The sequence below is a fragment of the Haloterrigena sp. KLK7 genome, assembly GCF_037914945.1.
Taxonomy (GTDB): Archaea; Halobacteriota; Halobacteria; order Halobacteriales; family Natrialbaceae; genus Haloterrigena; species Haloterrigena salinisoli.
The window spans coordinates 1569980-1593359 of the sequence record NZ_CP149787.1 but is presented as its reverse complement, the minus strand read 5'-3'; the positions used below and the strand labels follow the sequence as shown (position 1 = coordinate 1593359).

General features: G+C 67.7%; 21 protein-coding genes. 9 read left to right on the top strand and 12 right to left on the bottom strand.

Annotated elements, in window-relative coordinates; all coding sequences use genetic code 11:
- Positions 1 to 7: 7 nt before the first annotated feature.
- A complete protein-coding gene (locus tag WD430_RS07845) occupies positions 8 to 697 on the bottom strand; it encodes a metallophosphoesterase family protein (protein ID WP_339105463.1) in 690 nt (229 codons plus the stop codon).
- Between the two features lie 401 nt (positions 698 to 1098).
- On the opposite strand from WD430_RS07845, the gene WD430_RS07840 reads away from it, so the two are divergent.
- Entirely contained in the window at positions 1099 to 1647 is a 549-nt protein-coding gene (locus tag WD430_RS07840; protein ID WP_339105462.1) for a hypothetical protein, read from the top strand.
- Between the two features lie 281 nt (positions 1648 to 1928).
- Here the strand turns inward: WD430_RS07840 and WD430_RS07835 are convergent, their stop codons facing one another.
- Together WD430_RS07835 and WD430_RS07830 are read right to left on the bottom strand one after the other, a co-directional pair.
- Positions 1929 to 3458 carry a PH domain-containing protein gene (locus WD430_RS07835; RefSeq protein WP_339105461.1) on the bottom strand — a complete coding sequence of 510 codons (1530 nt, stop codon included), beginning with the start codon at positions 3456 to 3458 and terminating at the stop codon, positions 1929 to 1931.
- A complete protein-coding gene (locus WD430_RS07830) occupies positions 3455 to 3943 on the bottom strand; it encodes a PH domain-containing protein (RefSeq protein ID WP_339105460.1) in 489 nt (162 codons plus the stop codon). Before WD430_RS07830 ends, WD430_RS07835 begins: the two co-directional genes overlap by 4 nt.
- Positions 3944 to 4093: 150 nt before the next feature.
- Between WD430_RS07830 and WD430_RS07825 the strand changes: the two genes are divergently transcribed.
- Entirely contained in the window at positions 4094 to 6610 is a 2517-nt protein-coding gene (locus WD430_RS07825) for a DEAD/DEAH box helicase (protein WP_339105459.1), read from the top strand.
- Positions 6611 to 6622: 12 nt separating this feature from the next.
- On the opposite strand, the gene WD430_RS07820 is transcribed toward WD430_RS07825, so the two are convergent.
- The 5 genes from WD430_RS07820 to WD430_RS07795 form a co-directional block, all read right to left on the bottom strand.
- Positions 6623 to 7480 carry a phosphatase PAP2 family protein gene (locus tag WD430_RS07820; protein ID WP_339105458.1) on the bottom strand — a complete coding sequence of 286 codons (858 nt, stop codon included), beginning with the start codon at positions 7478 to 7480 and terminating at the stop codon, positions 6623 to 6625.
- Between the two features lie 267 nt (positions 7481 to 7747).
- Positions 7748 to 8905, bottom strand: coding sequence for a multicopper oxidase domain-containing protein (locus tag WD430_RS07815; protein ID WP_339105457.1), 1158 nt, complete (start codon positions 8903 to 8905; stop codon positions 7748 to 7750).
- A gap of 258 nt (positions 8906 to 9163) precedes the next feature.
- The gene (locus tag WD430_RS07810; RefSeq protein WP_339105456.1) at positions 9164 to 9958 is read right to left on the bottom strand and encodes an Sjogren's syndrome/scleroderma autoantigen 1 family protein; all 795 of its coding nucleotides are present in this window, start codon (positions 9956 to 9958) and stop codon (positions 9164 to 9166) included.
- A 372-nt stretch (positions 9959 to 10330) separates the two neighbouring features.
- Positions 10331 to 11017 carry a helix-turn-helix domain-containing protein gene (locus tag WD430_RS07800; RefSeq protein ID WP_339105455.1) on the bottom strand — a complete coding sequence of 229 codons (687 nt, stop codon included), beginning with the start codon at positions 11015 to 11017 and terminating at the stop codon, positions 10331 to 10333.
- A gap of 71 nt (positions 11018 to 11088) precedes the next feature.
- Entirely contained in the window at positions 11089 to 11565 is a 477-nt protein-coding gene (locus tag WD430_RS07795; protein WP_339105454.1) for a TIGR00725 family protein, read from the bottom strand.
- Positions 11566 to 11902: 337 nt separating this feature from the next.
- On the opposite strand from WD430_RS07795, the gene mdh reads away from it, so the two are divergent.
- A complete protein-coding gene (gene mdh, locus WD430_RS07790; protein ID WP_339105453.1) occupies positions 11903 to 12817 on the top strand; it encodes a malate dehydrogenase in 915 nt (304 codons plus the stop codon).
- Positions 12818 to 12963: 146 nt separating this feature from the next.
- Here the strand turns inward: mdh and WD430_RS07785 are convergent, their stop codons facing one another.
- A complete protein-coding gene (locus WD430_RS07785; RefSeq protein WP_339105452.1) occupies positions 12964 to 14304 on the bottom strand; it encodes a cytochrome P450 in 1341 nt (446 codons plus the stop codon).
- 81 nt (positions 14305 to 14385) lie between these two features.
- Here WD430_RS07785 and WD430_RS07780 point away from each other — a divergent pair, with 81 nt between their 5' ends.
- A complete protein-coding gene (locus WD430_RS07780; protein ID WP_339105451.1) occupies positions 14386 to 15039 on the top strand; it encodes a helix-turn-helix domain-containing protein in 654 nt (217 codons plus the stop codon).
- Between the two features lie 34 nt (positions 15040 to 15073).
- Here WD430_RS07780 and WD430_RS07775 read toward each other — a convergent pair whose 3' ends face one another.
- On the bottom strand, positions 15074 to 15319 hold the full coding sequence (locus WD430_RS07775) for a ferredoxin (RefSeq protein ID WP_339105450.1): 246 nt from the start codon (positions 15317 to 15319) through the stop codon (positions 15074 to 15076).
- Between the two features lie 113 nt (positions 15320 to 15432).
- Here WD430_RS07775 and WD430_RS07770 point away from each other — a divergent pair, with 113 nt between their 5' ends.
- Both WD430_RS07770 and WD430_RS07765 read left to right on the top strand, forming a co-directional pair.
- Positions 15433 to 16269 (top strand): class I SAM-dependent methyltransferase, encoded by an 837-nt coding sequence (locus tag WD430_RS07770; RefSeq protein ID WP_407067142.1) that lies wholly within the window; start codon positions 15433 to 15435, stop codon positions 16267 to 16269.
- A gap of 57 nt (positions 16270 to 16326) precedes the next feature.
- A complete protein-coding gene (locus tag WD430_RS07765; protein WP_339105449.1) occupies positions 16327 to 17535 on the top strand; it encodes an inorganic phosphate transporter in 1209 nt (402 codons plus the stop codon).
- Positions 17536 to 17583: 48 nt separating this feature from the next.
- Here the strand turns inward: WD430_RS07765 and WD430_RS07760 are convergent, their stop codons facing one another.
- On the bottom strand, positions 17584 to 18018 hold the full coding sequence (locus tag WD430_RS07760; protein ID WP_339105448.1) for a universal stress protein: 435 nt from the start codon (positions 18016 to 18018) through the stop codon (positions 17584 to 17586).
- A gap of 125 nt (positions 18019 to 18143) precedes the next feature.
- Complete coding sequence (locus WD430_RS07755) at positions 18144 to 19391, bottom strand: magnesium transporter (protein WP_339105447.1); 1248 nt, start codon at positions 19389 to 19391, stop codon at positions 18144 to 18146.
- A 197-nt stretch (positions 19392 to 19588) separates the two neighbouring features.
- On the opposite strand from WD430_RS07755, the gene WD430_RS07750 reads away from it, so the two are divergent.
- The 3 genes from WD430_RS07750 (at position 19589) to cgi121 (ending at position 23338) form a co-directional block, all read left to right on the top strand.
- Positions 19589 to 20242 (top strand): DUF6498-containing protein, encoded by a 654-nt coding sequence (locus tag WD430_RS07750; RefSeq protein ID WP_339105446.1) that lies wholly within the window; start codon positions 19589 to 19591, stop codon positions 20240 to 20242.
- 172 nt (positions 20243 to 20414) lie between these two features.
- Positions 20415 to 22778 (top strand): ATP-dependent DNA helicase, encoded by a 2364-nt coding sequence (locus WD430_RS07745; RefSeq protein WP_339105445.1) that lies wholly within the window; start codon positions 20415 to 20417, stop codon positions 22776 to 22778.
- Positions 22778 to 23338 (top strand): KEOPS complex subunit Cgi121, encoded by a 561-nt coding sequence (gene cgi121, locus WD430_RS07740; protein WP_339105444.1) that lies wholly within the window; start codon positions 22778 to 22780, stop codon positions 23336 to 23338. The genes WD430_RS07745 and cgi121 overlap by 1 nt, the downstream gene beginning before the upstream one ends.
- The last annotated feature ends 42 nt before the right edge of the window (positions 23339 to 23380 follow it).

Here is a 23380-nt window from a genome sequence, read left to right as displayed (position 1 = left end):
CCCGATCTCACTCCGCAGGTTCGGCGAACTTCTCGTCCGGGCGCGGCTGGTGCTCGGGCGTCGAGACGCTCACGAACCGCTCGCCGCGGAGGTCATAGGCCGTGAGCCGGCCGCCGTAGACGCAGCCGGTATCGAGACCGACGGCCCACTCGCGGTCGAGGGGCTCGTCGAGAACGGTGTGGCCGAAAAAGACCCGCAGCGGGCCCGCGTACTCGTCGAACCAGAACGGGCCGTCGTAGCCGTCGCCGTTCGGACTCCGCATCGTCAGCAGGTCTCGATCCGAGTGGTCGGGGAGCGATCGCGTCGGATCGACGCCGCCGTGGACGACGAGGTGGTCGTCCCACGAGATGGCGGTCGGCAGCGACTCGAGGTACCGGTAATCGGCCGGCTCGAGATCCGGGAGGTCGGCCTCGTCGTCGAGGAGTTTCTGCTCGTTGTTGCCCCTGACCGACTGCAACTGCGGCGAGTCCCTGACTCGCTCGAGGACCGCCTTGCTCTCCGGTCCCTTCCGCACGAGATCTCCGACGAACACGCCGAGATCGTTCGGGCCGAACTCGAGCGTCGAGAGCAACCGCTCGAGGGAGTCGAGACAGCCGTGAACGTCGCCGATGACGTAGACATCGTCGTAGGAGTCGGCGTCGAGACACTGATGGTCGAACGATACCTCGTCGTCGGCAGCGGATGGAACAATCGTCACGAGTTTCCTACCAAAAGCTTCGAAAAATCAGAGATAAGATGTTATATTTTATATACGTTCGAATACGTATCGGTATATAGTCCATCATATCCACTCTTGGAGACGATTCGATTCGGCTCTCGAAACGGAACGCACCGAAGTTCGATCCGGAGTACGTACACTGACGGTGAATCAGAACAGACGGAATAGGGCATTAGACCGGCCAGAACGGGACGAGCGGCGAGTTCGAATCGGAACGATGGATCGATCGACCGGGTACTCCGTACTCCCCTCCGCCGAGCGGAAGGGGCGTTCGATATCGAAAAGAGGTACCGCTATCATCGGATTCTACGTTCGAATTCCGAGAATACGTTTTCGAACGTACATCTATTATCCAAAGTATTAAATACATATTAGTCAGTATGATTCGACGACTCATGGGTGGGGAACTACCGATTCGCGTCGACGGAGAACGGATGCCACCGCCGGTCGAGGGACTCGACGGCGAGGACGGACAGTGGCGGCTCTCGCTCGAGCCCCATCGCGACCTGCTAGTCGATATCACGGGCGTCGATCCGACGGGCGAACTCACGCTCCGCGAACTGGAGACGATTCGGGCGCGACTCGAGGGCTACGTCGAGTGCGAGAAACGGGCATCGGATGTACCTGCAGGAGCGACGACCGAAGCCGACGCGACTCGAGACCGCTCGCCGGCGGATCGGCTCCGCCGGCTCCTCTCGCTGCTCGTCGACCGCGTTCCGCTCGTCGGGACGGCGTCCGACGACCGCGACTCGAGCGAACGACGGCCCGACGCGCGGCAGTCGTATTCGGTGGACCGGGTTCAGCGGCTCGCTCGGGCGTTCCGTGCGGCGATCGACGCTCGACAGCGCGAGATTCCGGACGCGACCGGGACCGTCTCCGGAGCGACGGCGGCGACCACCGCCTCGTCCGCCAACGCGAGCGCGGACTGAGCCGACGGCTGCCGACGCGGGAGACGAGTTCTCGGCTCCCGACGAACGCGATCGCGCGAGCGGGACGCAACGCGTGCCGTTCCGAGCTGCCGGTCGACACTCGAGCGACCGCCGTTTCGTCGGCAGGCGATAGCGAATCGGCTACTAGCGATTCAGCCGCACCGAACTGTGATCGTCGCCGTCGGTGCGCAGGGACATCGTCACGGACGGCGCGCTCGAGGCGGTCGACGATGCCGACGGTCGCCCGGCGGCAGGCCCGGAACCGACGGTGCGATCCGTCATCATGCGCGTTCGTTCGGTACCTCAATGGGGCCGTCCTCGGAGTCACCATCGGAATCGTCCTCGAGCAGCCGATGCCGAAGTCGTCCGCCGACCGACGCGTCGACGTCGGGTAGCGGAACGCCGGGGAGAAACGGCATCGACGCGATGTCGAGGCGAACCGAGACGAGATCGACGCGTCGCTGGAACGGGCTCTGCGAGACGGTCAGGTTCTGGACGGTGTCGGTCGGGACGACGTACGTTCGGCGCGTCCAGAAGCCGCGCCGGACGACGATATGGTCCTCGAGCAGCGCGTAGCCGCGATGGCTCCACGTCACGTGGCCCGCGAGCGGCGCGAGCGCGAGGAGGAGGGCGAACAGCGGGAGGGGAATCGCTCGAGCCGCCGGAACGAACTGCCGGGCGATCGCCGTGCCGACGGCCAGCGCGACGACGCCGAGCGCGTATCTGACGACGTACCGCCGTCGGGCGCGGGTGGGGAGCGACCGCAACTGGACCGCCGATCGGTCGACTCCGACCGCTCGCTCGACGAGGTCCCACGCGACGTCCCGCCGGGCCAGCGGTGCCAGCGGCCACTGCAATCCGAACGGAACGGGGTCCGAGAGCCCAGCGGTGCCGATATCCGCCTGCGCCAGTCCCAGCCGTCGGTGTAGCGGGTTCGACCGAACGCGGGCGATCTGGATGCGGTCGCTCGAGACGTCCGCGTCAGTCGTCCGGAAGAGGCCGTGCTGGCGCCGAAACGAGCCCTCGCCCGCGGAGAGGCGAAAGCGGGCCATCCGTTCGATTCCGAGGGCGACTCCGGCGAGCCAGCCGGTGAGGACGACCAGACCCAGCATAACCGCCGGCGACAGCGGCAGGAAATCTTCGAGGACGGCGACGGCGGTCGATCGCAAGTCGGTCATCGCGTCCGGTTCGAAGTAGTGCGCCCCGACCCACGCCAGCGCGGCCAGGAGCACCGTCTTGGGGTGGGTTCGGGTCACGCCGTACAGGGCGAGCTCCCGCGGCCGAAGCGTGAAGACGCGACGGCGGTCCGGCGGCTCCGCGGCCGTCGCATCGACGGCGGCGGCCGACTGGATTCGCTGCTGGAGCTCCTCGGCGTCGGCCCGCTCGAGGTACCGCACCGAGACGTCGGGCTCGTCGGGGTTGCCGGCGGTCTCGCACTCGAGGGCAGCGAGTCCGAACGGGCGGCTCACCGTCGTCGTCGAGACCGTCGACTGCTGGATCCGAGAGAACGGGATCGTCCGGCGTTTGGGCCGGAAGAAGCCGGAGCGGACGACGATCGACTCCTCCTCGAGGGTGAGTTCGTAGCGCCACCACTCGACGCCCTCGATGACGAGGTTGAAGCATCCCAAGGAGACGGCGATCAGCACCAGGGTTACCACTCCCGAGACGACCGCGTCGATTCCGGACGCCGATCCGTCGCCGAGCACCGTCAGCATCACCGCGAGCATCGCGACCGTCGTGAAGTCGACGTTCTCGAGCGCTCTGACCGGAATTGACCGGATGTCAGGCTTCAGACTCGTGTGCGCACTCATACGCCCGACTCACCTCTGGCGAGTCGATCGAGTCGGTCCGCGAGGTCGGCCGCCGTGTCCGAGTCGAGTCCGGGGATCGCGACCCGCCCGCCGAACGTCCCCGCGGTGTAGAGCCGGACGGAGACGAGGCCGAACGGCCTCGCGAGGAGCGGTTCGTCGACGTCGACCTGCTGGATGCTCGCGGCGGGCACGACCGTCTCGTTGACGGTGACCAGCCCGCGGCGCACGTAGACGCCGTCGTCGGTGACCGCGTATCGGAACCGGCGGTAGCGGACGACCGCCAGCAGGAGTCCGACGACGGGAGTCGCCGCCGCGACGGCGAGGAGGGGCCGCTCGAGGCTCGAGTCCGACGACAGCACGATCGTCGCGACGACCGCCGCGACGACGCCGACCAGCAGCCACTTGATCGCCCAGACGATCCGTATGCGTGGATGTAGTCGGTTCGTCGCCGATTCGGCGGGGGACCGACTCGAGGGCTCGTCCATCACGTCGAGGATCCGTACATAGTATATTTAAATCTACACGTTCGGGCTGAAATCGACGATAGCGCCGCGGGAGGAAGCCGGCTCGAACATCGCGTTCACTTCCACCCCGCTTTCTCAACGCTTAACCGCGGCCGCGTCGAATCGCCGGCAATGGCAGCACAGGACGAGGAACCGCCCTCGATCGAGCATCCGCTCCTCGAGCCCGACTTTCTAGAACGGCGACTCTACCAGCTAAAGCTCGCGGGAACGGCCGCGAACCATCACACGCTCGTCTGTCTCCCGACCGGACTGGGGAAGACGACTGTGAGCCTGCTCGTCACGGCCCGCCGACTCGAGGAGGTCGGCGGCAAGTCGCTGATGCTCGCGCCGACGAAACCCCTCGTCCAGCAACACGCCGATTTCTACCGCGAAGCGCTGCAGATCCCCGACGAGGAGATCGTCGTCTTCACGGGCGACGTCAGTCCCGACGACCGCGCCGCGATGTGGGAGGAAGCGACGGTCGTGATGGCGACCCCGCAGGTGATCGAGAACGACCTCGTCGGCAGTCGGATCTCCCTGTCCGACGTGACTCACATCACCTTCGACGAGTGCCACCGCGCAACGGGTGACTACGCGTACAACTATATCGCCGAGCGTTACCACGCCGACGCGACGGATCCGCTGGTGACCGGCATGTCGGCCTCCCCCGGCGGCGACGAGGAGGCCATCCTCGAGGTCTGCGAGAACCTCGGCCTGCAGGAGGTCGAGGTGATGACCGAGGAGGACGCCGACGTCGACGAGTTCACCCACGACACCGACGTCGAGTGGGAGCGCATCGACCTCCCAGAGGAGGTCATCGAGATCCGGGACGGGCTCAACGAGGTAATCAAGGAGCGCCTCGAGAAGCTGAAGGAACTCGGCGTCGCGTCCTCGACCCAGCCCGACCAGTCCCAGAAGGACCTGAACAAGATGCGCGCGGAGCTCCAGAAGCTGATCAACAACGACCAGTCGGAGGGGTTCGAGGGGATGTCCATCCACGCGGAGATCATGAAGCTCCGGCAGGCCGTGACGCTGGTCGAGACCCAGAGCGTCGAGGCCGTCTGTCGGTACTTCGACCGCCAGCGCAACCAGGCCCGCTCGTCGGGCGCCTCGAAGGCGAGCCAGCGGCTGGTGTCGGACCCGCGAGTGCGGGAGGCGATGCGCAAGGCCGAGAGCTTCGACCAGCTCCACCCCAAGTACCGCAAGACCAGAATGCTGCTCGCCGAGACGCTGGGTCTCGAGGGCGGCGAACGCGTCATCGTCTTCACCGAGTCCCGCGACACCGCGGAGGCGCTGACGGAGTTCCTCTCGGAGAGCTTCGAGGCCAAGCGGTTCGTCGGGCAGGGCGACCGCGAGGGCTCGGACGGGATGACACAGACGGAGCAACAGGAAGTGCTCGACCAGTTCCGCGGCGGCGAGTTCGAGGTGCTGGTCTCCACCTCGGTCGCCGAGGAGGGGCTGGACGTGCCGGAGGTCGACCTCGTGCTCTTCTACGAGCCCGTCCCGACGGCGATCCGCTCCATCCAGCGCAAGGGCCGAACCGGCCGCCAGTCCGAGGGCCGGGTCGTCGTCCTGATGGCCGAGGACACCCGCGACGAGGCCTACTTCTGGATCTCGCGGCGCCGCGAGAAGGAGATGGAGTCGGAGCTGCGCGACCTGAAAGGGGTCGCCGACGAGCTCGAGGCGGAACTCGACGACTCCCAGCAGGCGCTGACGGACTTCGACGGGAGCGAGGAGCGACGCTCCTCGGACGGGGCGAGCGGCGGAGCCGCGAGCCGAGGCGCCGCGGAAAGCGAAGTGAAAGTGGACGGGCAAGGCGAAAACCCCGACGCCGTCGGCGATTCTTCCAGTGGAACTGAAGGGGTTTCGACACAGCCGGGACTGCGGGATTTCGCGGGCGACGGCGAAACCGAAGACGGCTCCGACGGGAACGAGGAGAGCGGAGACGGCGCTGCGGGAGACGACGTCGAAACCCACGAACCCCACGCCGAGGGCGACGCGATCGAGGTCGTCGCCGACCAGCGCGAGATGGACGCCAACATCGCGCGAGACCTCTCGAGACGCGAGGAGATCGAAGTGACCCTCGAGACGCTCGACGTCGGCGACTACGTCTGTTCGGACCGGGTGGTCGTCGAGCGCAAGTCCGTCGCGGACTTCGTCGACTCGCTGGTCGGCGGCGACCGGTCGGTCTTCGAGCAGGTCGGCGCGATGGCCCGCCACTACTCCCGGCCGATCGTGATCGTCGAGGGCGACGGCCTCTACGAGCAGCGGGACGTCCACCCCAACGCAGTCCGAGGCGCGCTCTCGAGTCTGGCCGTCGACTTCGGCGCGAGCGTCCTCCGGACGGAGGGCGAGGAGGAAACGACCGAACTGCTGGCGGTAATCGCCGGCCGCGAGCAGGAGACGGCCGACCGGGAGGTGTCGGTCCACGGCGAGAAGCAGTCGAAGACGCTCGCCGAGCAACAGGAGTACGTCGTCTCCTCGATCGCCGAGATCGGGCCCGTGACGGCGCGCTCGCTGCTCGAGGAGTTCGGCACCGTCGAGGCGATGATGATCGCGACCGAAGACGAGTTACAGGAGGCCGACGGCGTCGGGGCGGTGACCGCCGAGCGGATCCGGGAGGTCATCGGGAGCGAGTATACGGGGTAGTCGGCGTTTACGTCAGTCGGTCGCGTCGGACGCGATCCCCTCCTCGCGGTCGCCGGGAACGGTCACCCGACCGGCGTCGCCTTCCGAGCGGGCGACGATCCGTTCCGCGGCGTAGACGCTTCCCACGCCGAGGACGAGGCCGGCCACGACGTCCGTCAACCAGTGGATGCCCAGGTACATCGTCGAGAAGACGACGCTGGAGACCACGAACGCGGCGAGCGGGAACCAGCGGGGGTACTCCCGGCGCGAGCGCCACGCGAACAGCAGGACGACGACCGCCAGCGACGTGTGCAGCGACGGGAACACGTCCGTGTTCGCCGAGACCGCCGACGTCATGTCCTGCGTTTGCGGGTAGAAGTCGTACATGAGGCCCTCGACGGTCGACAGATGGTTTCGCGGTCCGTACGCGATGAACAGCGTGTAACAGATCGCGCCGATCACGTAGTTGAGCACGTACGCGATGAGCAACTCCTTGAGGTGGCGCTGGGAGGGCAACGCGAAGTAGAGGATCGGCGCGGTCACCAGGAGGAACGGAAAGCCGAACATGTACATGATTGAGAAGAACTCCAGCATAGCCGGTGGATCGATACGCTGGAGGTGTGCGACGAACTCGCCTTCGACGGCGTAGAGTTCGGCCGTGATATCCCAGTCGAGCGCGTGCGAGAGTTTCACGCTGTAGCCGTGAGTCGCCCGCTTAGTCAGGAAGAACAGCGCCGCGACGCCGAGATACGGGGCGACTTCCCGGAGTCGGTAATCGTACTCACCGACGGTTCGGCGGAGTTTCTCGCGGTCGAGGCAGAGACAACACGTCATCGTCAACCCGGCCAGGACGGCGAGGACGGTCAGGAGGAGCATATTAGCCAGTGCCATTATCGTAGTATCCTCGTTATTCTAGTAATTCTATATCTTTTACTTATATATATATCTATTTACTTGAATCGAGTGCGAATCGCGGTCGCTCGAGGATCCCCGACCGGAGCGAACCGCGTCCATCGGACGGTACCCGTTCGACCGGAAGAAAGAGGCGTGTATCGACCGGAATCCGTGCGACCGATTCGGAAACCCTCCGGCGCCCGTCGATACCGGCTCTCGTGATCGTACCGGCGTGGAACTCTCCCGACGACCTGTATCGTCGGCTTAGCCCTTGTATCCGGCGTACTCCATGAGATCAGCGAAGACGTCGGTGTCCATCGCGTCGCGATAGACGATGCCGTTGACCATCCCGCCGGGGTATGAGCGCCCGTTCATGGCGTGGTCGACCTTGTGGCAGTGCATGAGGTAGATGCCGGGGTCGGCGTCGGCCTCGAACTCGATAGTGTGGCGCTCGGCTGGCGCGATGTTCGTGATGTCCTGTTCGTACTGGGCGGCTTCGGGGATCTGCCCGCCGTCCTTCTCGACGAGGCGGTACCGGTGGTTGTGTGTGTGCATCGGGTGGGACATGTAGCCCGCGTTGACCATGTGGAGGCGGACGGTGTCACCGTGGTCGACGATGATCGGCGACCCCTCCTCGGGGTGGAGCGTCCGGGGGAGGCTCTTTCCGTTGATCGTGAACACGTCGGGGTTGCGCTGGCGCGGACTGTAGTCCACGTCCTCACCGGCCAGCTGCCGGTTGACCCGCGAGTCCCAGTCCTTGAGGGTGAAGAAGTACTCCTTGTCGGCGGGTTCGTACCCCTTCGGATCGACGCGGAAGATCCCGTACATCCCCATATCGATGTGGCGATGGGTCTGGTAGTGGCAGTGATAGAAGTGCGTTCCGGGGACGTTCGCCGGGATCGTGTAGGTGTGCTTCTCGCCGGGATCGACGCGGATCCCGGTCGTCGTGGGAACGCCGTCGTTCTCCCACGTCTTCCGCACGCCGTGGAAGTGCAGGGTGTGGGGATGGCTGGCGTCCGTGTTGTCCAGCGTGACTTCCATGTCGTTGCCCTCCGTGGTCCGAAGGATCGGGCCGGGAACGCTCGGCTCGCCGTCGTCGGCCTGAAACGCCCAGACCTTCGGGAGTTCGATCGGGCCGCCCATCGAATCCATCGGGTGGACGGCGTGCCGAGACGTCACCGAACGCAGCGTCACGCTCCCGCCCTGTTCGTCCACCCGAACGACTTCGGGCGCGCTCGTCCAGGGGAGGTCCGACGACCGGCCCTCGTCTTCGTCTTCGTCTTCATTGCTCGACTCCGACGACTCGGGATCGTCCGCCCGACTGCGGCTCATACAGCCGGCCAGGGCCGCCGCGCCGCCGGTGGCGATCATCACGTCGCGTCGCGAGAGGCCGGATCCGGGTGCGCCGATGCGATCGTTCATAGACATGCGATCCTATGAAGAGCCGACGTATAACGGGGCGAGGCCGTTCTTACCGGGTGGGAAGTCCCGTGAACACGTTCCCGCAAACAGTTAAGAATAGAATCACTCGCGACTCCGAATCGCGCTCCGTTCGACCGCCGTCGAACGAACGCGAGCGATCCGAACGATAGAACGAGTGTCGAGCGATCCGACGGCTGACGGCGCCGATCGGGGCGTCGTCCGCTCGAGTCGACCGACGCGAAACCGGACCGACGCCGATCAGCGCAGCGTCTCGAGGGTCTCGCCGGCCTCGCGGGCCGCCTCGAGACACTCCTTCGCGTAGCGGGGGTCGTCCGTCGCCGCGGCCTTTCCGGCGAACTTCTCGAGGGCCGCGACGAGCGAATCGTGGGCGGCCTCGAGGTCGCCGTCAGCGGCGCGAGCGGTCCTGCCGGCGCTGGCACCGCCAGTCGATCGCCGGTCGTCGGTGGCCGATCGGGGGGCGCGCTCGCGGTCGGCGCCGGTCGAGCGCGTCGACTCCGAGCGAGCGGTCGACGGCTGCCGGTCGTCCGCGGCGGCGGGGGCCGTCGGAGTCTCGCTCGCGGTTTCCGAGTCGCCCGCCGCGGTCTCGTCGGCCGCCGTCCTCGAGTCGGTCGGCCCGCTCGCGTCGGCACCGCCCGCCTGCTGGCCGCGACGTCGGTCCGAGCGTGTGGCCGCGGCGTCCGGTTCGGCCGTTTCGGTCGACTCGGAGCCGCCGGCCGCCTGGCTCGAGTCGCGACGGGTCGCGTCCCGGTCGCTGGCCGTCTCGTCGGTCGCTTCGTCGGCCGTCTCCTCGGCCGACTGGGCCTCGAGTTGCGTCCCCTCGACGGCGTCGGGGTTGCCGTGACAGCTCGGACAGAAGGTGGTGCCGTCCATCTGGAACAGGGGGTCGCCGCAGGTGCCGCAGTGGGCGTTGGTCATCGTCGCGCCCTTGAGCAGTAGATCGCTCATGCGCTGGGTGGCCTGTCGCTCCTCCTGATCGCGCTCGTACTTCTCCCGGAGTTTCTCGCGCTCGGCTTCCTTGTCGAAGTCGCTCATATCCGTCTCGAGGGATTGGAACGTCGAAAAAGCTGCGAAGGGGCGAACGGGCGACGCTGCAGCGCCCGAACGCCGGCGAACGGAGCGCGACTCGGTTTGACGGGCCATCCCCTTCGAGGCGGGACGGATCTCCTCGTCCCCGAATCGCTCGTCGAAGCCGTCGACGTCCGCTATCAAAGTGACAGCTCTCGTCCTCGAAAGCGAGTTTCAGTCCGAGCGCCGATCGAGCCCCTGACGTTTGCTCCTGCCGGAAGGTTCGAAGCGCCGTCGCGACCCGGTCGGGCGCCGTCTGGATACCGACGCGACCGACGCCCTCGAGTTCCACGAGACGGCTCCGGGAGATCCGATCGTCGAGCGTCCGATGGAACGCCCTCAGTGGTGCAGCGGCGGCCACATCGTGGCGACCGACTCCTCGATGAGTTGCGTCTGGGCGCGGCGCAGGCGTTCGGAGACCGACGACGCCGAAACGCCCAATTCCGCCGCGACGTCCTCGAGCGACGCACCCCGCGGAACGCGGAAATAGCCCAGTTCGTAGGCCGTCCGAAGCGCCTCGCGCTGGGGGTCGGTGAGCCCGTCGCCGGGCGGTTCGGGATCACCGTCTCGAGTGAGTCGACGGAGCCGGAAATAGTCGTTGCGCTGCCAGAACTTCCGGAACGAGTCGAACGCCGTGCGGTCGGCGAACCAGCCCGTCTGCGTCCACCCCTCGCTAGTCACTTCGATTCGTTCGATGATGGCGTCGGCCGTTGCGAGCGCCTTCAGTCCCTCGAGATCGTCGAGGTGAGCCCCGAGTTGCTCCTCGAAGCTGAACGCCGGTAACGCCTGATAGCGCCGCGTGTCGCCGGCTTCACCCACCAGCGTCCACTCGGCGACGTCGACGGCGTCGTCGAAGGCGCGTTCGATCGCGGTCGGCGAGCCACCGGTCACGGTGGCGAGAAACGGCGGCCGCTCGCCGTGATTGTACTGTAACTCGAGCGTCAGCGCCGCGTCCGGCACGGCCGCTGCGACGCCGACGAGCGGAAGCCGCTCACAGGAGATGTCGAATTCGGCCACGAGCCCCATGTCGGCCGGTAGTCAGTTCCGCAGCTATATCAGTTCCATCTGATTGCCGCTCGGAACCGCCGGGCTCCCGCTCAGGAACGACGCTCGAGCGCCGCCTCAACCGCGTCGACCGCTGCCGCCGGCGTCTCGACGGTCTCGATCTCGAGCGCGAGGTCAGCCTCGAGACTCGAGACGTCGTGGGTCGCGAGGCCGACGACGGGTCGGTCGTAGATGCCGGCGAAGCCGATCTCCGAGAGGGTGCCGACGCCGCCGGTGAGCGCGATAACTGCGTCGCCGTTCATGGGGACGAGGGCGTTCCTGGCGTGGCCGAGCCCCGTCGCGACCGGGATGTCGACGTACTCGTTCGCCTGTTCGCGGCGGTCGCTCGGGAGAATCCCGATCGTCGTGCCGCCCTCGTCCGTCGCGCCGCGACAGACCGCTTCCATCGTCCCGCCGCGGCCGCCGCAGACGACCGTGTGCTCGCGGGCGCCGAGTTCCCGCCCGACGGCTTCCGCGCGAGCCGCCTGTTCGTCGGTGATCGCACCGCCGCCGATAACGCTGACGCGCATACGCGAACGACGACGACGTCGGCAATGATCGGTTCGGTTCCGGCCAGTGGCCGTGGTCGCTCCCACGCCGATCGCGGCTGCCGCGTCGGTCCGCGGCCGTCGGCCTCGAGGCGGATCGCTCGATCGACACTGCCGCCGATCGCTCGCGGCCACTAGCCGACGGACGTGTGATTTTCGAACCGAATACGCTCGAGATGTGATGACACGTGTAGTTTCCTGCGGTGCAATCGGACGGGCTCGCCGGTGATCGACGACTGTCGAACGATCGATCGTCAGACCATCTCACGGAGCGGTTTCCGACGGATTTAACGCGTAGCGTGGTAGAGATTTACGTGGTATGACGAAAGTTAGCGTAGTCGGAGCGGCCGGCACGGTCGGGGCCGCTGCGGCGTACAACATCGCGCTTCGGGACATCGCCGACGAACTCGTCCTGGTGGACATTCCGGACAAGGAAGACGACACGATCGGGCAGGCCGCCGACGTCAACCACGGCGCGGCCTACGACGCCAACACGACGATCCGGCAGGGCGGCTACGAGGACACCGCCGGCTCGGACGTCGTCGTCATCACCGCCGGCATCCCGCGCCAGCCGGGCCAGACCCGGATCGATCTGGCCGGCGACAACGCGCCGATCATGGAGGACATCGGCTCCTCGATCGCCGAGCACAACGACGACTTCGTCACCGTCACCACGTCGAACCCCGTCGACCTGCTCAACCGCCACCTCTACGAGACGGGCGACCGCGCCCGCGAGAAGGTGATCGGCTTCGGCGGCCGGCTCGACTCCGCCCGGTTCCGCTACGTGATCTCCCAGCGCTTCGACGCACCGGTCCAGAACGTCGAGGCGACGATCCTCGGCGAACACGGCGACGCGCAGGTCCCCGTGTTCTCGAAGGTCCGCGTCAACGGGCAGGACCCCGAGTTCGACGAGGACGAGAAGGACGACCTGCTCGAGGAGCTCCAGACCTCGGCGATGAACGTCATCGAGAAGAAGGGCGCGACCCAGTGGGGCCCGGCGACCGGCGTCGGCCACACGGTCGAGGCCATCCTCCGCGATACGGGCGAGGTGCTGCCCTGCAGCGTCAAACTCGAGGGCGAGTACGGGCAGGAGGACACCGCCTTCGGCGTCCCCGTCAAACTCGGCTCCGACGGCGTCGAGGAGATCGTCGAGTGGGACCTCACCGAGTACGAGCGCAACCAGCTCGGCGAGGCCGCCGAGAAGCTCTCCGAGCAGTACGACGAGATCTCGTAATCGCGGTCTCTCGGTTTCGAGCCCGCTTTTTTCGTCGATAACGGGGACGGAGAGAGACGCGTAGTGACGATCGACCATGCTTAGTATCCCACCAGAAGAACGCACCGACGACCGTCGAATCCGGACCTCGAGAAGCGAGCCCGCGGCTACGGTCGACGAACACGCATCTCGACGGTCCCTGGATCGAGCGAGACCTCGATCGACGGATCGAGCGACGTCGAGACGCGGTCGAACCGGACCCGACGCGCGATCGTCGCGAGCGACAGTTTGAGCTCCGTCATCGCGAATCGCATGCCGATGCAGTGTCGCGGTCCCCCGCCGAAGGGGAAGGAGGCGTACTCGGGTCGATCGGCGTCGTCGAGCCAGCGCCCCGGACGGAACGAATCGGGAGCAGCCCACCAGCGATCGTCGCGGTGGATCCCGTACATGTTCAACTGGATCGTCGTCCCAGGCGCGACGCGGACGCCGTCGAGGGACGTCGGCTCGCGGGGCTCTCGGTGGAGGAACGGCAGCGGCGGATAGAGCCGCAACGCCTCTCGACCGACGGCCTTGGCAACGGTCAGTTCGGGGAGATCGGCGAACGTCGGGTCGCGGTCGCCGCAGACGGCCTCGACCTCCCGCTCGAGCCGTTCCCGAATCTCGTCGTCGGCCGCGAGGAACCAACAGGCGTAGGTGAGCGCGGTTGCGGTCGTCTCGTGGCCCGCGAGCAGGAACGTCAACAACTGATCGGAGATTTCGTCGGCCGAGGGACGGGTTCCGTCGGGGTACTCGGCCGTCGCGAGCAGCGAAAGGAGGTCGTCGCCCTCGCCGTCCGATTCTCGACGCTCCGTCAGGAGGTCACCGACGAGCGCTTCGACGTCGGCCGTAGCGCGCTCGTACTCGCGTTCGGTTCGCCGCGGCAGCCACGACGGCAACACGGCGCCCGGGCCGAAGAAGTCGGCTTCGAGGTACGCGCCCATAGCGTCGACCCAGCGTCGCACGCGGTCGGCGCGGTCGCCCTCGAGCGGGAGCGCGAACAGCGACCGCGTGAGCGCGCCGAGGGTCAGCGTCGACAGCCGTTCGTTCACGTCGACGACCGTGCTCTCGCGCCAGCCGTCGACTTCTCGGACGGTCTCGTCGACCATGACCTCGGCGTACGATTCGATCCGCGCCGGCGTGAACGCGTTCTGCAGGAGCAGCCGCTGCCGTCGCCACTGCTCGCCCTCGGAGAAGAACACCCCTTCGATACCGACGCCTTCGCCCAACTCGTGTTCGAACGACCCCCGCCAGAACTCGTCGCTCCGAGAGACCAGCACCGCTTCGACGAGGTCGGGGCGGGAAACGACGACGAACTCGCGACCGAACGCCTCGTACCGGGCGAGGTCGCCGTACTCGCGGATCGCCTCGAGGAACGCGAGCGGTTCGCGGGCGAACGAGATCGTGTTTCCGACGAGCGGGAGGCCGCGGGGGCCCGGAAGCGAGGACGTCGACGGTCGTGCGTCGCTCATAGCTCTCGGTTCGCGCCGATAGGTCATCGTCGCTCGCTCGAACCACTGAACCTCTTTATATGAGGCTGTCGAACGCCCGCTGTGCAATCGGCCGATCTCACCCTTCGACTCCCGCCCGCGATGCAGTCGCCGGCTCCCGAGGGGACGCTCGAGTCGGTCCGGCGCGAGGAGGTGCTCTCCTGGGAGATCGACCGCGAGGCCCGGCGGATCCGCTTCCTGTCACTGATCGTCGGCGATCCCGGCGTGCTCGGCGATCTGGCCGACGACCTCGAGCACATGTACCGATACGACCTCACGCCGGTCGACGCCGATACGTTCTACGGCTACGTGGAGATGGACCTCCGGAGCTCCGACGTTGCGCTCCTCGAGGCGTTCGATCTTCCCGGCCTCGTGATCGTCCCACCGATGGTGTACACGGGCCGAGAGAACGTTCACATCACCGTTCTTGGCGATCCCGAAGCGATGCCGACGCTGCTCGGACGCATTCCCGACGGCGTCGGCGTCGAGGTCCGGCGCGTGAGCGAACACCAACGTCGCGCGGAGACGCTCGCGGGGCGGCTCACCGCCCGCCAATTCGAGGCGCTCGAGGTCGCTCAGGAACTGGGCTACTTCGACGTCCCGCGAACGGGGTCGCTGGCCGAGGTCGCCGCTAAACTGGACTGTTCGGAGAGCGCGGCGTCGACGCTGCTCCGATCGGCGGAGGCCGCGCTGGTCGAGGCCGCCGTCGCTCGGTGACGGGTCGACGACGGCGAGTCGGAATCGAGGGAAATCAGGGAATCAACTGTTCGCCGTCGTCGTCGTAGATCCTGATCGCGTCGACGGGACAGGTCCGGGCGGCGAACTTCGCGTCCAGTTCCGCGCTCTCGGGAACCTCGCGGGCGAAGACGCCGTCCTCGACCTCCTCGCTGCCCTCGAGGACGGCCTTTCCCTTCGACGTGTCCTTCTCGAAGGCGTCCCACTCGGCGACGCACTGGTACATCCCGATACAGACCTCCTCGTCGAATTCGACCTTCATGCGTGAGCGTTGGATCGATCGTCGTAAATCGGTAGCGGTCGGGATTGTGTTCAATGTGTGCGTAGAACACATGTCACTAGATCTTTACTATCGGCCGAGACGTCGACTCGAGCATGGGACGAGATCGGACTCGACCGGTGGGCTCACAGCCGACAGGGGATCGCGACGGAATGCAGGCGGCGGCCGATCCGCTCGGCCGAGCGATGCTCGCACACCACCGCGACGAACCGGGAGAACTCGTCTATCGCGACGGCGCCGACACCCGGGACGGCAACGTCGAGTCGTTCTACTTCTCGCCCAGCGAGTCCTGGGACCGGGCCACGATCGAGGCCCTCGAGCGCCTGGCCGACTGCGAGCCGATCCTCGACGTCGGCTGTGGCGCGGGCGCGCACCTCCTGTGGTGGGCCGCCCGCGACGTCGCGGCCGTCGGCGTCGACGCGAGCCCGAACGCGGTCCTGACGGCCCGCGAGCGGTGCGAGGGCCGCGGGACCTCGAAGCGGAGCGGCCTCGAGGCCGTCCTCGTCGGCGACATGTTCGACCTGCCGGTGCCGACGGGCGCGTTCGGGGCCGTCCACGCCGCCGGCACCCAGCTGGGACTGGGCGGCTCGCTGGCGGGGATCCGCGAGTTGCTTCGGGAGTTCGCCCGCGTCACGGCCGACGAGGCGATGGGCGTCGTCGACAACTACGATCCGACGCGACTGGACGACTGCTTCGGCTACCGGTCGGATCCCCGCGAGGGAATCGCTCACCGGTGTTTTCACCTCGAGTTCGTGGGCGAACGGGCCGACGGCGGGCGGTACCGCGAGGTCGGTCGGACGCTGCACTTCCTGCTGTGTTCGCCCGCTCGGCTCCGCGAGACGACGGTCGAGACGCCGTGGCGCGTCTGCGACGTGCTCCGGGCCGACGGGGACGCCCACTACCGAGCGGTGCTGGAAAAGCGGTCCGTATAGGGCCCGCCGAGCCAACGCTTTTCCACCGGGTCGTGGAACGACGGGGTACGAGACGTAATGGTCGCACTGTCGTCTGCGGTACTCGTCGGGACCGCGATCGTCACCTGTCTGTTCATGTCGTGGGTGCTCGGGGCGAACAGCAACTCACCGCCCTTCGCCCCCGCGATCGGCGCGAACGCGATCTCGACGATGCAGGCCGCGTTCGTGATCGGGCTGCTCGCGGCCGCGGGGGCGCTCATGCAGGGCGGGAGCATCTCCGAGACGGTCGGCGCGGATCTCATCAACGGTGTCGTGATCACGCCGCTGGCCGCCACCGCCGGCCTGCTGACGGCGGCGACGTTCATGGCGATCGGCATCTACACGCGGTATCCGATCCCCGCCGCGTTCGCGACGACGGGCGCGATGGTCGGCGTCGGCCTCTCGCTGGGCGGCGATCCGGCGATGGCGACCTACCGCCGGCTCGGGATCTTCTGGGCGCTGGTGCCGGTGATGTCCGGTGGGCTGGCGTACGCGACGGCGACGGTCCTGCGACGCGACGACGTCCCCGAGACGGTGGGCGTGCCGCTGCTGGCCGGCATCGTCGGCGCCATCGTCGCGAACGTCCGCCTCGGGATCATCCCGGATCCGGCGGCTGACCAGGGCACCCTCGCCGGCTTCGTCGCCCGGCAGTTCGGCGGCGGACCGGCGCTGGTCGGCGAGTTCGACCTCGGGACCGCCCTCGTGACGATCGCCTGCGGCGCGCTCGCCTTCTACTGGGTCCGCGAGCGCGTCCGCGTCTCCGTCGAGGACGGGATTCGGTCGTTCCTGCTCGTCCTGGGCGGCATCGTCGCCTTCTCCTCGGGGGGCTCGCAGGTCGGCCTCGCGACCGGCCCGCTCGAGAACCTCTTTCGCGTCGAACTCGGTCTGCCGGGAATCGTCCTGCTGGCGATCGGTGCGACCGGCATCCTCGCGGGCGCCTGGATGGCCGCGCCGCGACTGCTGCAGGCGACCTCGCGGGAGTACGCCCAGCTCGGCGTCCGGCGCTCGATCGCCGCGCTCGTGCCGGGCTTCGTCGTCGCGCAGTTGGCCATCGCGCTCGGGATTCCGGTCTCGCTGAACAACATCGTCCTCTCTGGGGTCATCGGCGGCGGGCTGGCCGGCGGCTCGGCCGGCGTCTCGCGACGGAAGATCGGCGTCACGATCACGTTCTGGCTGCTGACGCTGGGAAGTTCGATCGTCGTCGGCTACGGACTGTACCGGCTGCTCGCGGCCGTCATCGGCGGGTGACGGCGTTCGAGCGGGCGAGCGGCGGCTCGAGACCGAGGCGACGGCGCCTCACTCGAGGACCGTCACCGGCTCCGAGGTGCGTTCGACGACGGTCGCGGCGATTCCGCGGCCGAGGAACCGCCGGACGAAGCCGCTCGTCTCGGTCCCGTGGCCGTACATGACGACGTGATCGACGTCCGCCTCGCTCGCGTACTGCGGGATGACGTTTCCGGGCCGCCCGTCGACGGTCTCGACTCGAACCCGCGCCGCCGCGGTCGGTTCGGCGACCGACTCGAGCAACTCGGCCGCGCTGGATCGCGCCTGTGACGCGCGGTCCTCGCTCCGCTCGAGGACGCCGCCCTCGCTGAGCGGCGCGTCCAGCGGCGTCACGACCGCCAGCAGGGTGATCTCGGCGTCGGGGAAGGTCTCGAGGGCGTAGGTGAGGGCCTCGTCCTCCCGCGGACGGCCGAGCGTGGGGACGAGGACGCGGTCGGGATCGGCCATGGGTGGGGGTTCGGTCGCCACGGCCATCGGTCTATCGCCGGGAGCGTCGCCGTCGCTCGAGTCGTCACGGGACGTGGACGGGACACTCGAGAAGGGCGACCGCGGAAACGGACGAGGCGACCGCCTCAGAGGACGGCTCGCGCCAGCCCGAGGAAGATGAAGAACCCGAGCACGTCGGTCATCGTCGTGATGAAGATCGTCGCCGACGTCGCCGGGTCCTTGCCGATCTTGTCGAGGATCAGGGGGATGATCGTCCCGAAGAAGCCGGCGATGACGAGGTTCAGTACCATCGAGACGCCGAGGACGAGCCCCAGCAGCGGGCTCTGGTTGAACACCGACGCGATGACCGCGACGAGGACGCCCGTGATGAGGCCGTTGGCGGCGCCGGCGATGATCTCGTTGACCACGGCGCGACCGCCGGTCGACAGCGAGATCTGGTCGAGAGCGATGCCGCGGACGGTCACGGCCATCGACTGCGTGCCGGCGTTGCCGCCCATCCCGGCGACGACCGGCATGTACACCGCCAGCAGCGTGAACGCCGCGATCGTGTCCTCGAAGAAGCCGACCGCGCCGGCCGCCAGGAACGCCGTCCCGAGGTTGATGATCAGCCACTTGTACCGGTACCGGACCTTCGAGAGCGGGCCGTCGAGGATGCTCTCCTCCTCCTGGACGCCCGTGAACTCGTAGAGCGTCTCGGTCGCCTCCTCCTCGACGACGCTGAGGAGGTCCTCGGCGTAGATGACGCCCATGACGGAGCCGTCGTCGTCCAGGACGGCGACCGAACTCTCGGGATGCCGTCGAAACACGTCGAGGACGTCCTCGTCGGGCGCGTCGTACGCGACCGCCGGCGTCTCGTGGACGTGCTCGCCGAGATCCACGGGTCCGTCGTCGGCCATCGCCAGCACCTGTCCGGGAAGTTCGCCCACGAACTCCCCGTCGTCGGTGACGAAGATCGTCGGGATCCGGTCGGTCCGGGCCTCGTGGCGCTGGACGCGGTCCGCGACGGCCTCGAGTCCCTGATCGACGTCGACGGTGACGTAGTCGAGGTGCATCAGGCCGGCGGCGCTCTCGGAACTGAATCCGAGGAGATACTCGGCCCGCTCTCGACGGTCTTCGTCGAGTCGCCGGAGCACCGCCGTCCGCGTGTCTTCGTCCGCCAGTTCGAGGACGTCCGCGACTTCGTCGGGATCGAGCCGGCGGACGAACTCCCGCAACCCCTCGCGGTCCATGTCCGCGACGAGCGACTCCCGGACCGTCTCCGGGAGGAGGAAGAACACCTCTCGCTGGCGACGCCGCGACAGTCGCTGGAACTCTGCGGCCGGCGTCGGCGACGTCGCGATCGCCTGCTGAACGTCCGTTAGCTGTTCGGCCATACGTCGAAGGCTTTCGCGTCGTTCTAAACGATTGGGGTAGCGGACAGTGACCGGACGGGAGCGGGGCACCGCCGCCCTCGAGGCGATCATCGGACTGTGACAGTCGACACGCGAACTGCGCCGCACGAGGGTCAGCTTCGATCACAGCTGCGATAGAGATCAATACGTTAACAAAATATGGCGCGCGACGGGCCGATGTGCGCACAACGTGGAAGCGCTCGCAGACGTCGTTCGTCGGCGTCATCCTCGCCAATCTCGCGTCGGTGGCCGCGATCTGGTGGTACGACTGGCGAGCCCACGCACTCCTGATCGTCTACTGGCTGGAGACCGGCGTCGTCGTGGCGGTCTCCGTGGCGAAAATCCTGCGCGCCGAGGGGACCGACGACCCCGAGGAGATTCGGTCGTGGACACAGGTCAGCGGCGAGCGGCCCCAGTCGTACGTCGGCGAGTCGAACCGAACGGTGGCCGACGCCCTCGTCTCGAACTACGCGGGTACCTGGCTCTTCGCGGGCGGGTTCGTCTGCATCATCCCGTTCGTCGACGAACAGTGGTCCGTCGAGCCGGCGAGTCCCGGCGTCGTCGCCCTCGCGGGCGTCAGCCTCGTTGGCTACCACGTCTTCTCGTACTGGTACGAGTACGTCGGGCTCCGGGAGTACGAACGACGGGGTCCGGTGTCGTTGTTGGTCGAACCGGCACCGCGGTTCTGGGCACTTCTGTTGACGATCATCTTCGGTCTCGGTGCAACCTCGTTTACCCGGGGCCCGATGGGCGTAATCGTCGTCCTGGTGTTTTTCAAGACGTGCGCCGACCTCATGGCCCACCGGAGAGAGCGCAAGCGCGCCCTCGAGTGACCGTCAGTGACGCTCGATCGTATTAGCTACTGCCGGACGACGTCAGACGCCGTCGTCCCGGACGCATCGCAGATCGCCATCGCTCGCGCGTTCGTCGACGTCGTTGGCACCGAAAATGAGCTCGAGCCCTCGAGACGATACTTTAAACCGCGGGACGCGCCAAGGGCGAGTAATGAATATCGAGGAGCTGTCGGGGCTCCCGCCCGGTGCGACCGACCACTTCCGGGCGGAGGGGATCGAGGAGCTCTACCCGCCTCAGGCCGACGCCGTCGAGGCCGGCGCGACCGACGGGGAGAACCTCGTCGCGGCCGTCCCCACCGCCAGCGGGAAGACGATGATCGCCGCGCTCTCGATGCTGTCGGCGATCCAGCGCGGCGGGAAAGCGCTGTACATCGTCCCCCTGCGAGCCCTCGCCAGCGAGAAAAAGGAAGAGTTCGAGGCCTACGAGGAGTTCGGCGTCACGGTCGGCGTGACGACCGGCAACTACGAGAGCACCGACGACTGGCTCGCGACGAAGGACATCATCGTCGCGACGAGCGAGAAGGTCGACTCGCTGGTGCGAAACGGCGCCGACTGGCTCTCGGAGCTGACCTGCGTCGTCTCGGACGAAGTGCACCTGATCGACGACCGCAACCGAGGACCGACCCTCGAGGTCACCCTCGCGAAGCTCCGGCAGCTCAACCCCGGAATGCAGGTCGTCGCGCTCTCGGCGACGGTCGGCAACGCCGACGAGATCGCCGACTGGCTCGACGCCGCGCTGGTCGACACCGACTGGCGCCCGATCGACCTCCGGATGGGGGTCCACTACGGCAACGCCCTGAACTTCGACGACGGCTCGACCCGAGAGGTGCCCGTCGAGGGATCGGAGAAACAGGAGGCCGCGCTCGTCCGGGACATCCTCCAGGAGGGGGGCTCCTCGCTCGTCTTCGTCAACTCCCGGCGCAACGCCGAGGGCGCCGCGAAGCGACTGGGACAGGTCTCGAGCCGCGAGATCACCGAGGACGAACGCGAGGAACTGGCCGCCCTCGCCGAGGAGATCCGCGACGATAGCGACACCGAGACCAGCAAGGACCTCGCCGACTGCGTCGAGCGCGGCGCGGCCTTCCACCACGCCGGGCTCTCGAGCACCCAGCGGAGCCTCGTCGAGGACGCCTTCCGCGACCGCCTGCTGAAGGTCATCTCGGCGACGCCGACGCTCGCCGCAGGGGTCAACACGCCGGCCCGGCGCGTCATCGTCCGCGACTGGCGGCGCTTCGACCCCAGCGCCGGCGGGATGGCCCCGCTGGACGTCCTCGAGGTCCACCAGATGATGGGCCGGGCCGGCCGACCCGGCCTCGACCCCTACGGCGAGGCCGTCCTGCTCGCGAAGAGCCACGACGAGAGCGAGGAGCTGTTCGACCGCTACGTCTGGGCCGACCCCGAACCCGTCCGCTCGAAACTGGCGGCCGAACCCGCCCTGCGGACCCACGTGCTCGCGACCATCGCCTCCGGCTTCGCCCGCACGCGAGAGGGACTGCTCGAGTTCCTCGAGGCCACCCTCTACGCGAGCCAGTCGACGGAGAGCGGTCGACTCGAGTCCGTGACCGACGACGTGCTGGACTACCTCGAGCGGAACGACTTCATCGAACGGGGCCAAGACGACGCGGCCGAGGACAGCGGCGAAGACGACGGCCCCTTCACCTCCGCGGCCGACCTCGCCGACCAGCAGGCCGCGAAGCGAGAAGAGACCCTCGAGGCGACCAGCCTCGGTCACACCGTCTCGCGGCTCTATCTCGATCCGATGAGCGCCGCCGAGATCGTCCACGGCCTCGAGCGCGCCGACGAGCGCCCGACCGCGCTCGGTCTCTACCAACTGGTCTCGCGGACGCCGGACATGTACGAGCTCTACCTGCGTTCGGGCGAGGACGAGAAGTTCGGCGAACTCTTCTACGAGCGCGAGGCCGAACTGCTCGGCGACGCGCCCAGCGAGTACGAGGAGGACCGCTTCGAGGACTGGCTGGCCGCGCTGAAGACGGGCAAACTGCTCGAGGACTGGGCCGAGGAGACCGACGAGGAGACGATCACCGACCGGTACAAGATCGGTCCCGGCGACCTCCGCGGGAAGGTCGACACCGCAGAGTGGCTGCTGGGCGCGGCCGAGTCGCTGGCCGCGGAGCTCGGCAGCGAGTGGACCGTCGCCGTCCGCGAGGCGCGGGCCTGCGTCGAACACGGCGTCGGCGAGGAGTTGCTCGAGCTCGTCTCGGTCGGCGGCGTCGGCCGCAAGCGCGCCCGCAGACTCTACGATGCGGGCATCGAGGAGCCCGCTGACCTCCGGAGCGCCGACAAGGGCGTCGTGCTGAGCGTGCTCAAGGGCGAAAAGACGGCCGAGAACATCCTCGAGAACGCCGGCCGCGAGGATCCCTCGATGGACGGCGTCGAACCGGCTGGCATCGACGGGGACGGGACAGACGCCGTAAACTCGAGTAGCGGCGACGACGCGGCCTCGACGGCGGGGACCGAATCCGACGACAGCCAGTCCAGCCTGGGTGACTTCTGATGGAGCTACTCGAGTGTACCCTCTCGATCGACGACCTCGACGCGTTCGTCGCCGACCTCGGCGAAATCGGCGACCGCCACGACGTGACGATACAGGCCTTCGACGCCCGCTACGTCGTCGACCGCGCCCACCTCGAGCGGGCCGTCGAACTCGCCGATCGCGCCATCGCCCGCGGCGAGAACGTCGCCCGGGATCGGGCCGTCGAGATCCTGCTGTACGCCGCCGGCCGCCGCCAGATCGATCGCGCCCTCGAGATGGGCGTCGACGAGGGCGAGACCCGCACCGTGGTCCTCGTTGACGGGGGTTCCACCGGAAACGAAGGGGTTCCGGACGGGGACGGCGGCAGTGGCGATGCTACCGCCGACGCCGACGAAGCGGCCGCCGTCGAGGCCGTCACGGAACTCGCGGCCGTCGTCGCGACCGAACCGACGCTCGAGGAGCCCGACGAGGAGACCCTGTCGGCCTTCTTCGAGATCACCGACGCCGAGCGCGGGGCGACCGACGCCTCGCTGTCGGCGCTGGTCCGCGAGCGCGTGGCGTTGCTCGAGGTCGAGAAGTGACCGGCCGCCCGCGGGATTCATCATTCGGGAGAGAACCGTCTC

Excerpts from the sequence above, each read along its gene's own strand:
- WD430_RS07825 (WP_339105459.1), top strand. The coding sequence starts at position 4,094 with ATGGCAGCACAGGACGAGGAACCGCCCTCGATCGAGCATCCGCTCCTC.
- WD430_RS07755 (WP_339105447.1), bottom strand. The coding sequence starts at position 19,391 with ATGGCCGAACAGCTAACGGACGTTCAGCAGGCGATCGCGACGTCGCCG.
- WD430_RS07745 (WP_339105445.1), top strand. The coding sequence starts at position 20,415 with ATGAATATCGAGGAGCTGTCGGGGCTCCCGCCCGGTGCGACCGACCAC.
- WD430_RS07775 (WP_339105450.1), bottom strand. The coding sequence starts at position 15,319 with ATGAAGGTCGAATTCGACGAGGAGGTCTGTATCGGGATGTACCAGTGC.
- WD430_RS07840 (WP_339105462.1), top strand. The coding sequence starts at position 1,099 with ATGATTCGACGACTCATGGGTGGGGAACTACCGATTCGCGTCGACGGA.
- WD430_RS07835 (WP_339105461.1), bottom strand. The coding sequence starts at position 3,458 with ATGAGTGCGCACACGAGTCTGAAGCCTGACATCCGGTCAATTCCGGTC.
- WD430_RS07795 (WP_339105454.1), bottom strand. The coding sequence starts at position 11,565 with ATGCGCGTCAGCGTTATCGGCGGCGGTGCGATCACCGACGAACAGGCG.
- WD430_RS07785 (WP_339105452.1), bottom strand. The coding sequence starts at position 14,304 with ATGAGCGACGCACGACCGTCGACGTCCTCGCTTCCGGGCCCCCGCGGC.
- WD430_RS07820 (WP_339105458.1), bottom strand. The coding sequence starts at position 7,480 with ATGGCACTGGCTAATATGCTCCTCCTGACCGTCCTCGCCGTCCTGGCC.
- WD430_RS07800 (WP_339105455.1), bottom strand. The coding sequence starts at position 11,017 with ATGGGGCTCGTGGCCGAATTCGACATCTCCTGTGAGCGGCTTCCGCTC.
- WD430_RS07765 (WP_339105449.1), top strand. The coding sequence starts at position 16,327 with ATGGTCGCACTGTCGTCTGCGGTACTCGTCGGGACCGCGATCGTCACC.
- WD430_RS07830 (WP_339105460.1), bottom strand. The coding sequence starts at position 3,943 with ATGGACGAGCCCTCGAGTCGGTCCCCCGCCGAATCGGCGACGAACCGA.
- cgi121 (WP_339105444.1), top strand. The coding sequence starts at position 22,778 with ATGGAGCTACTCGAGTGTACCCTCTCGATCGACGACCTCGACGCGTTC.
- mdh (WP_339105453.1), top strand. The coding sequence starts at position 11,903 with ATGACGAAAGTTAGCGTAGTCGGAGCGGCCGGCACGGTCGGGGCCGCT.
- WD430_RS07770 (WP_407067142.1), top strand. The coding sequence starts at position 15,433 with ATGGGACGAGATCGGACTCGACCGGTGGGCTCACAGCCGACAGGGGAT.
- WD430_RS07815 (WP_339105457.1), bottom strand. The coding sequence starts at position 8,905 with ATGAACGATCGCATCGGCGCACCCGGATCCGGCCTCTCGCGACGCGAC.
- WD430_RS07760 (WP_339105448.1), bottom strand. The coding sequence starts at position 18,018 with ATGGCCGATCCCGACCGCGTCCTCGTCCCCACGCTCGGCCGTCCGCGG.
- WD430_RS07810 (WP_339105456.1), bottom strand. The coding sequence starts at position 9,958 with ATGAGCGACTTCGACAAGGAAGCCGAGCGCGAGAAACTCCGGGAGAAG.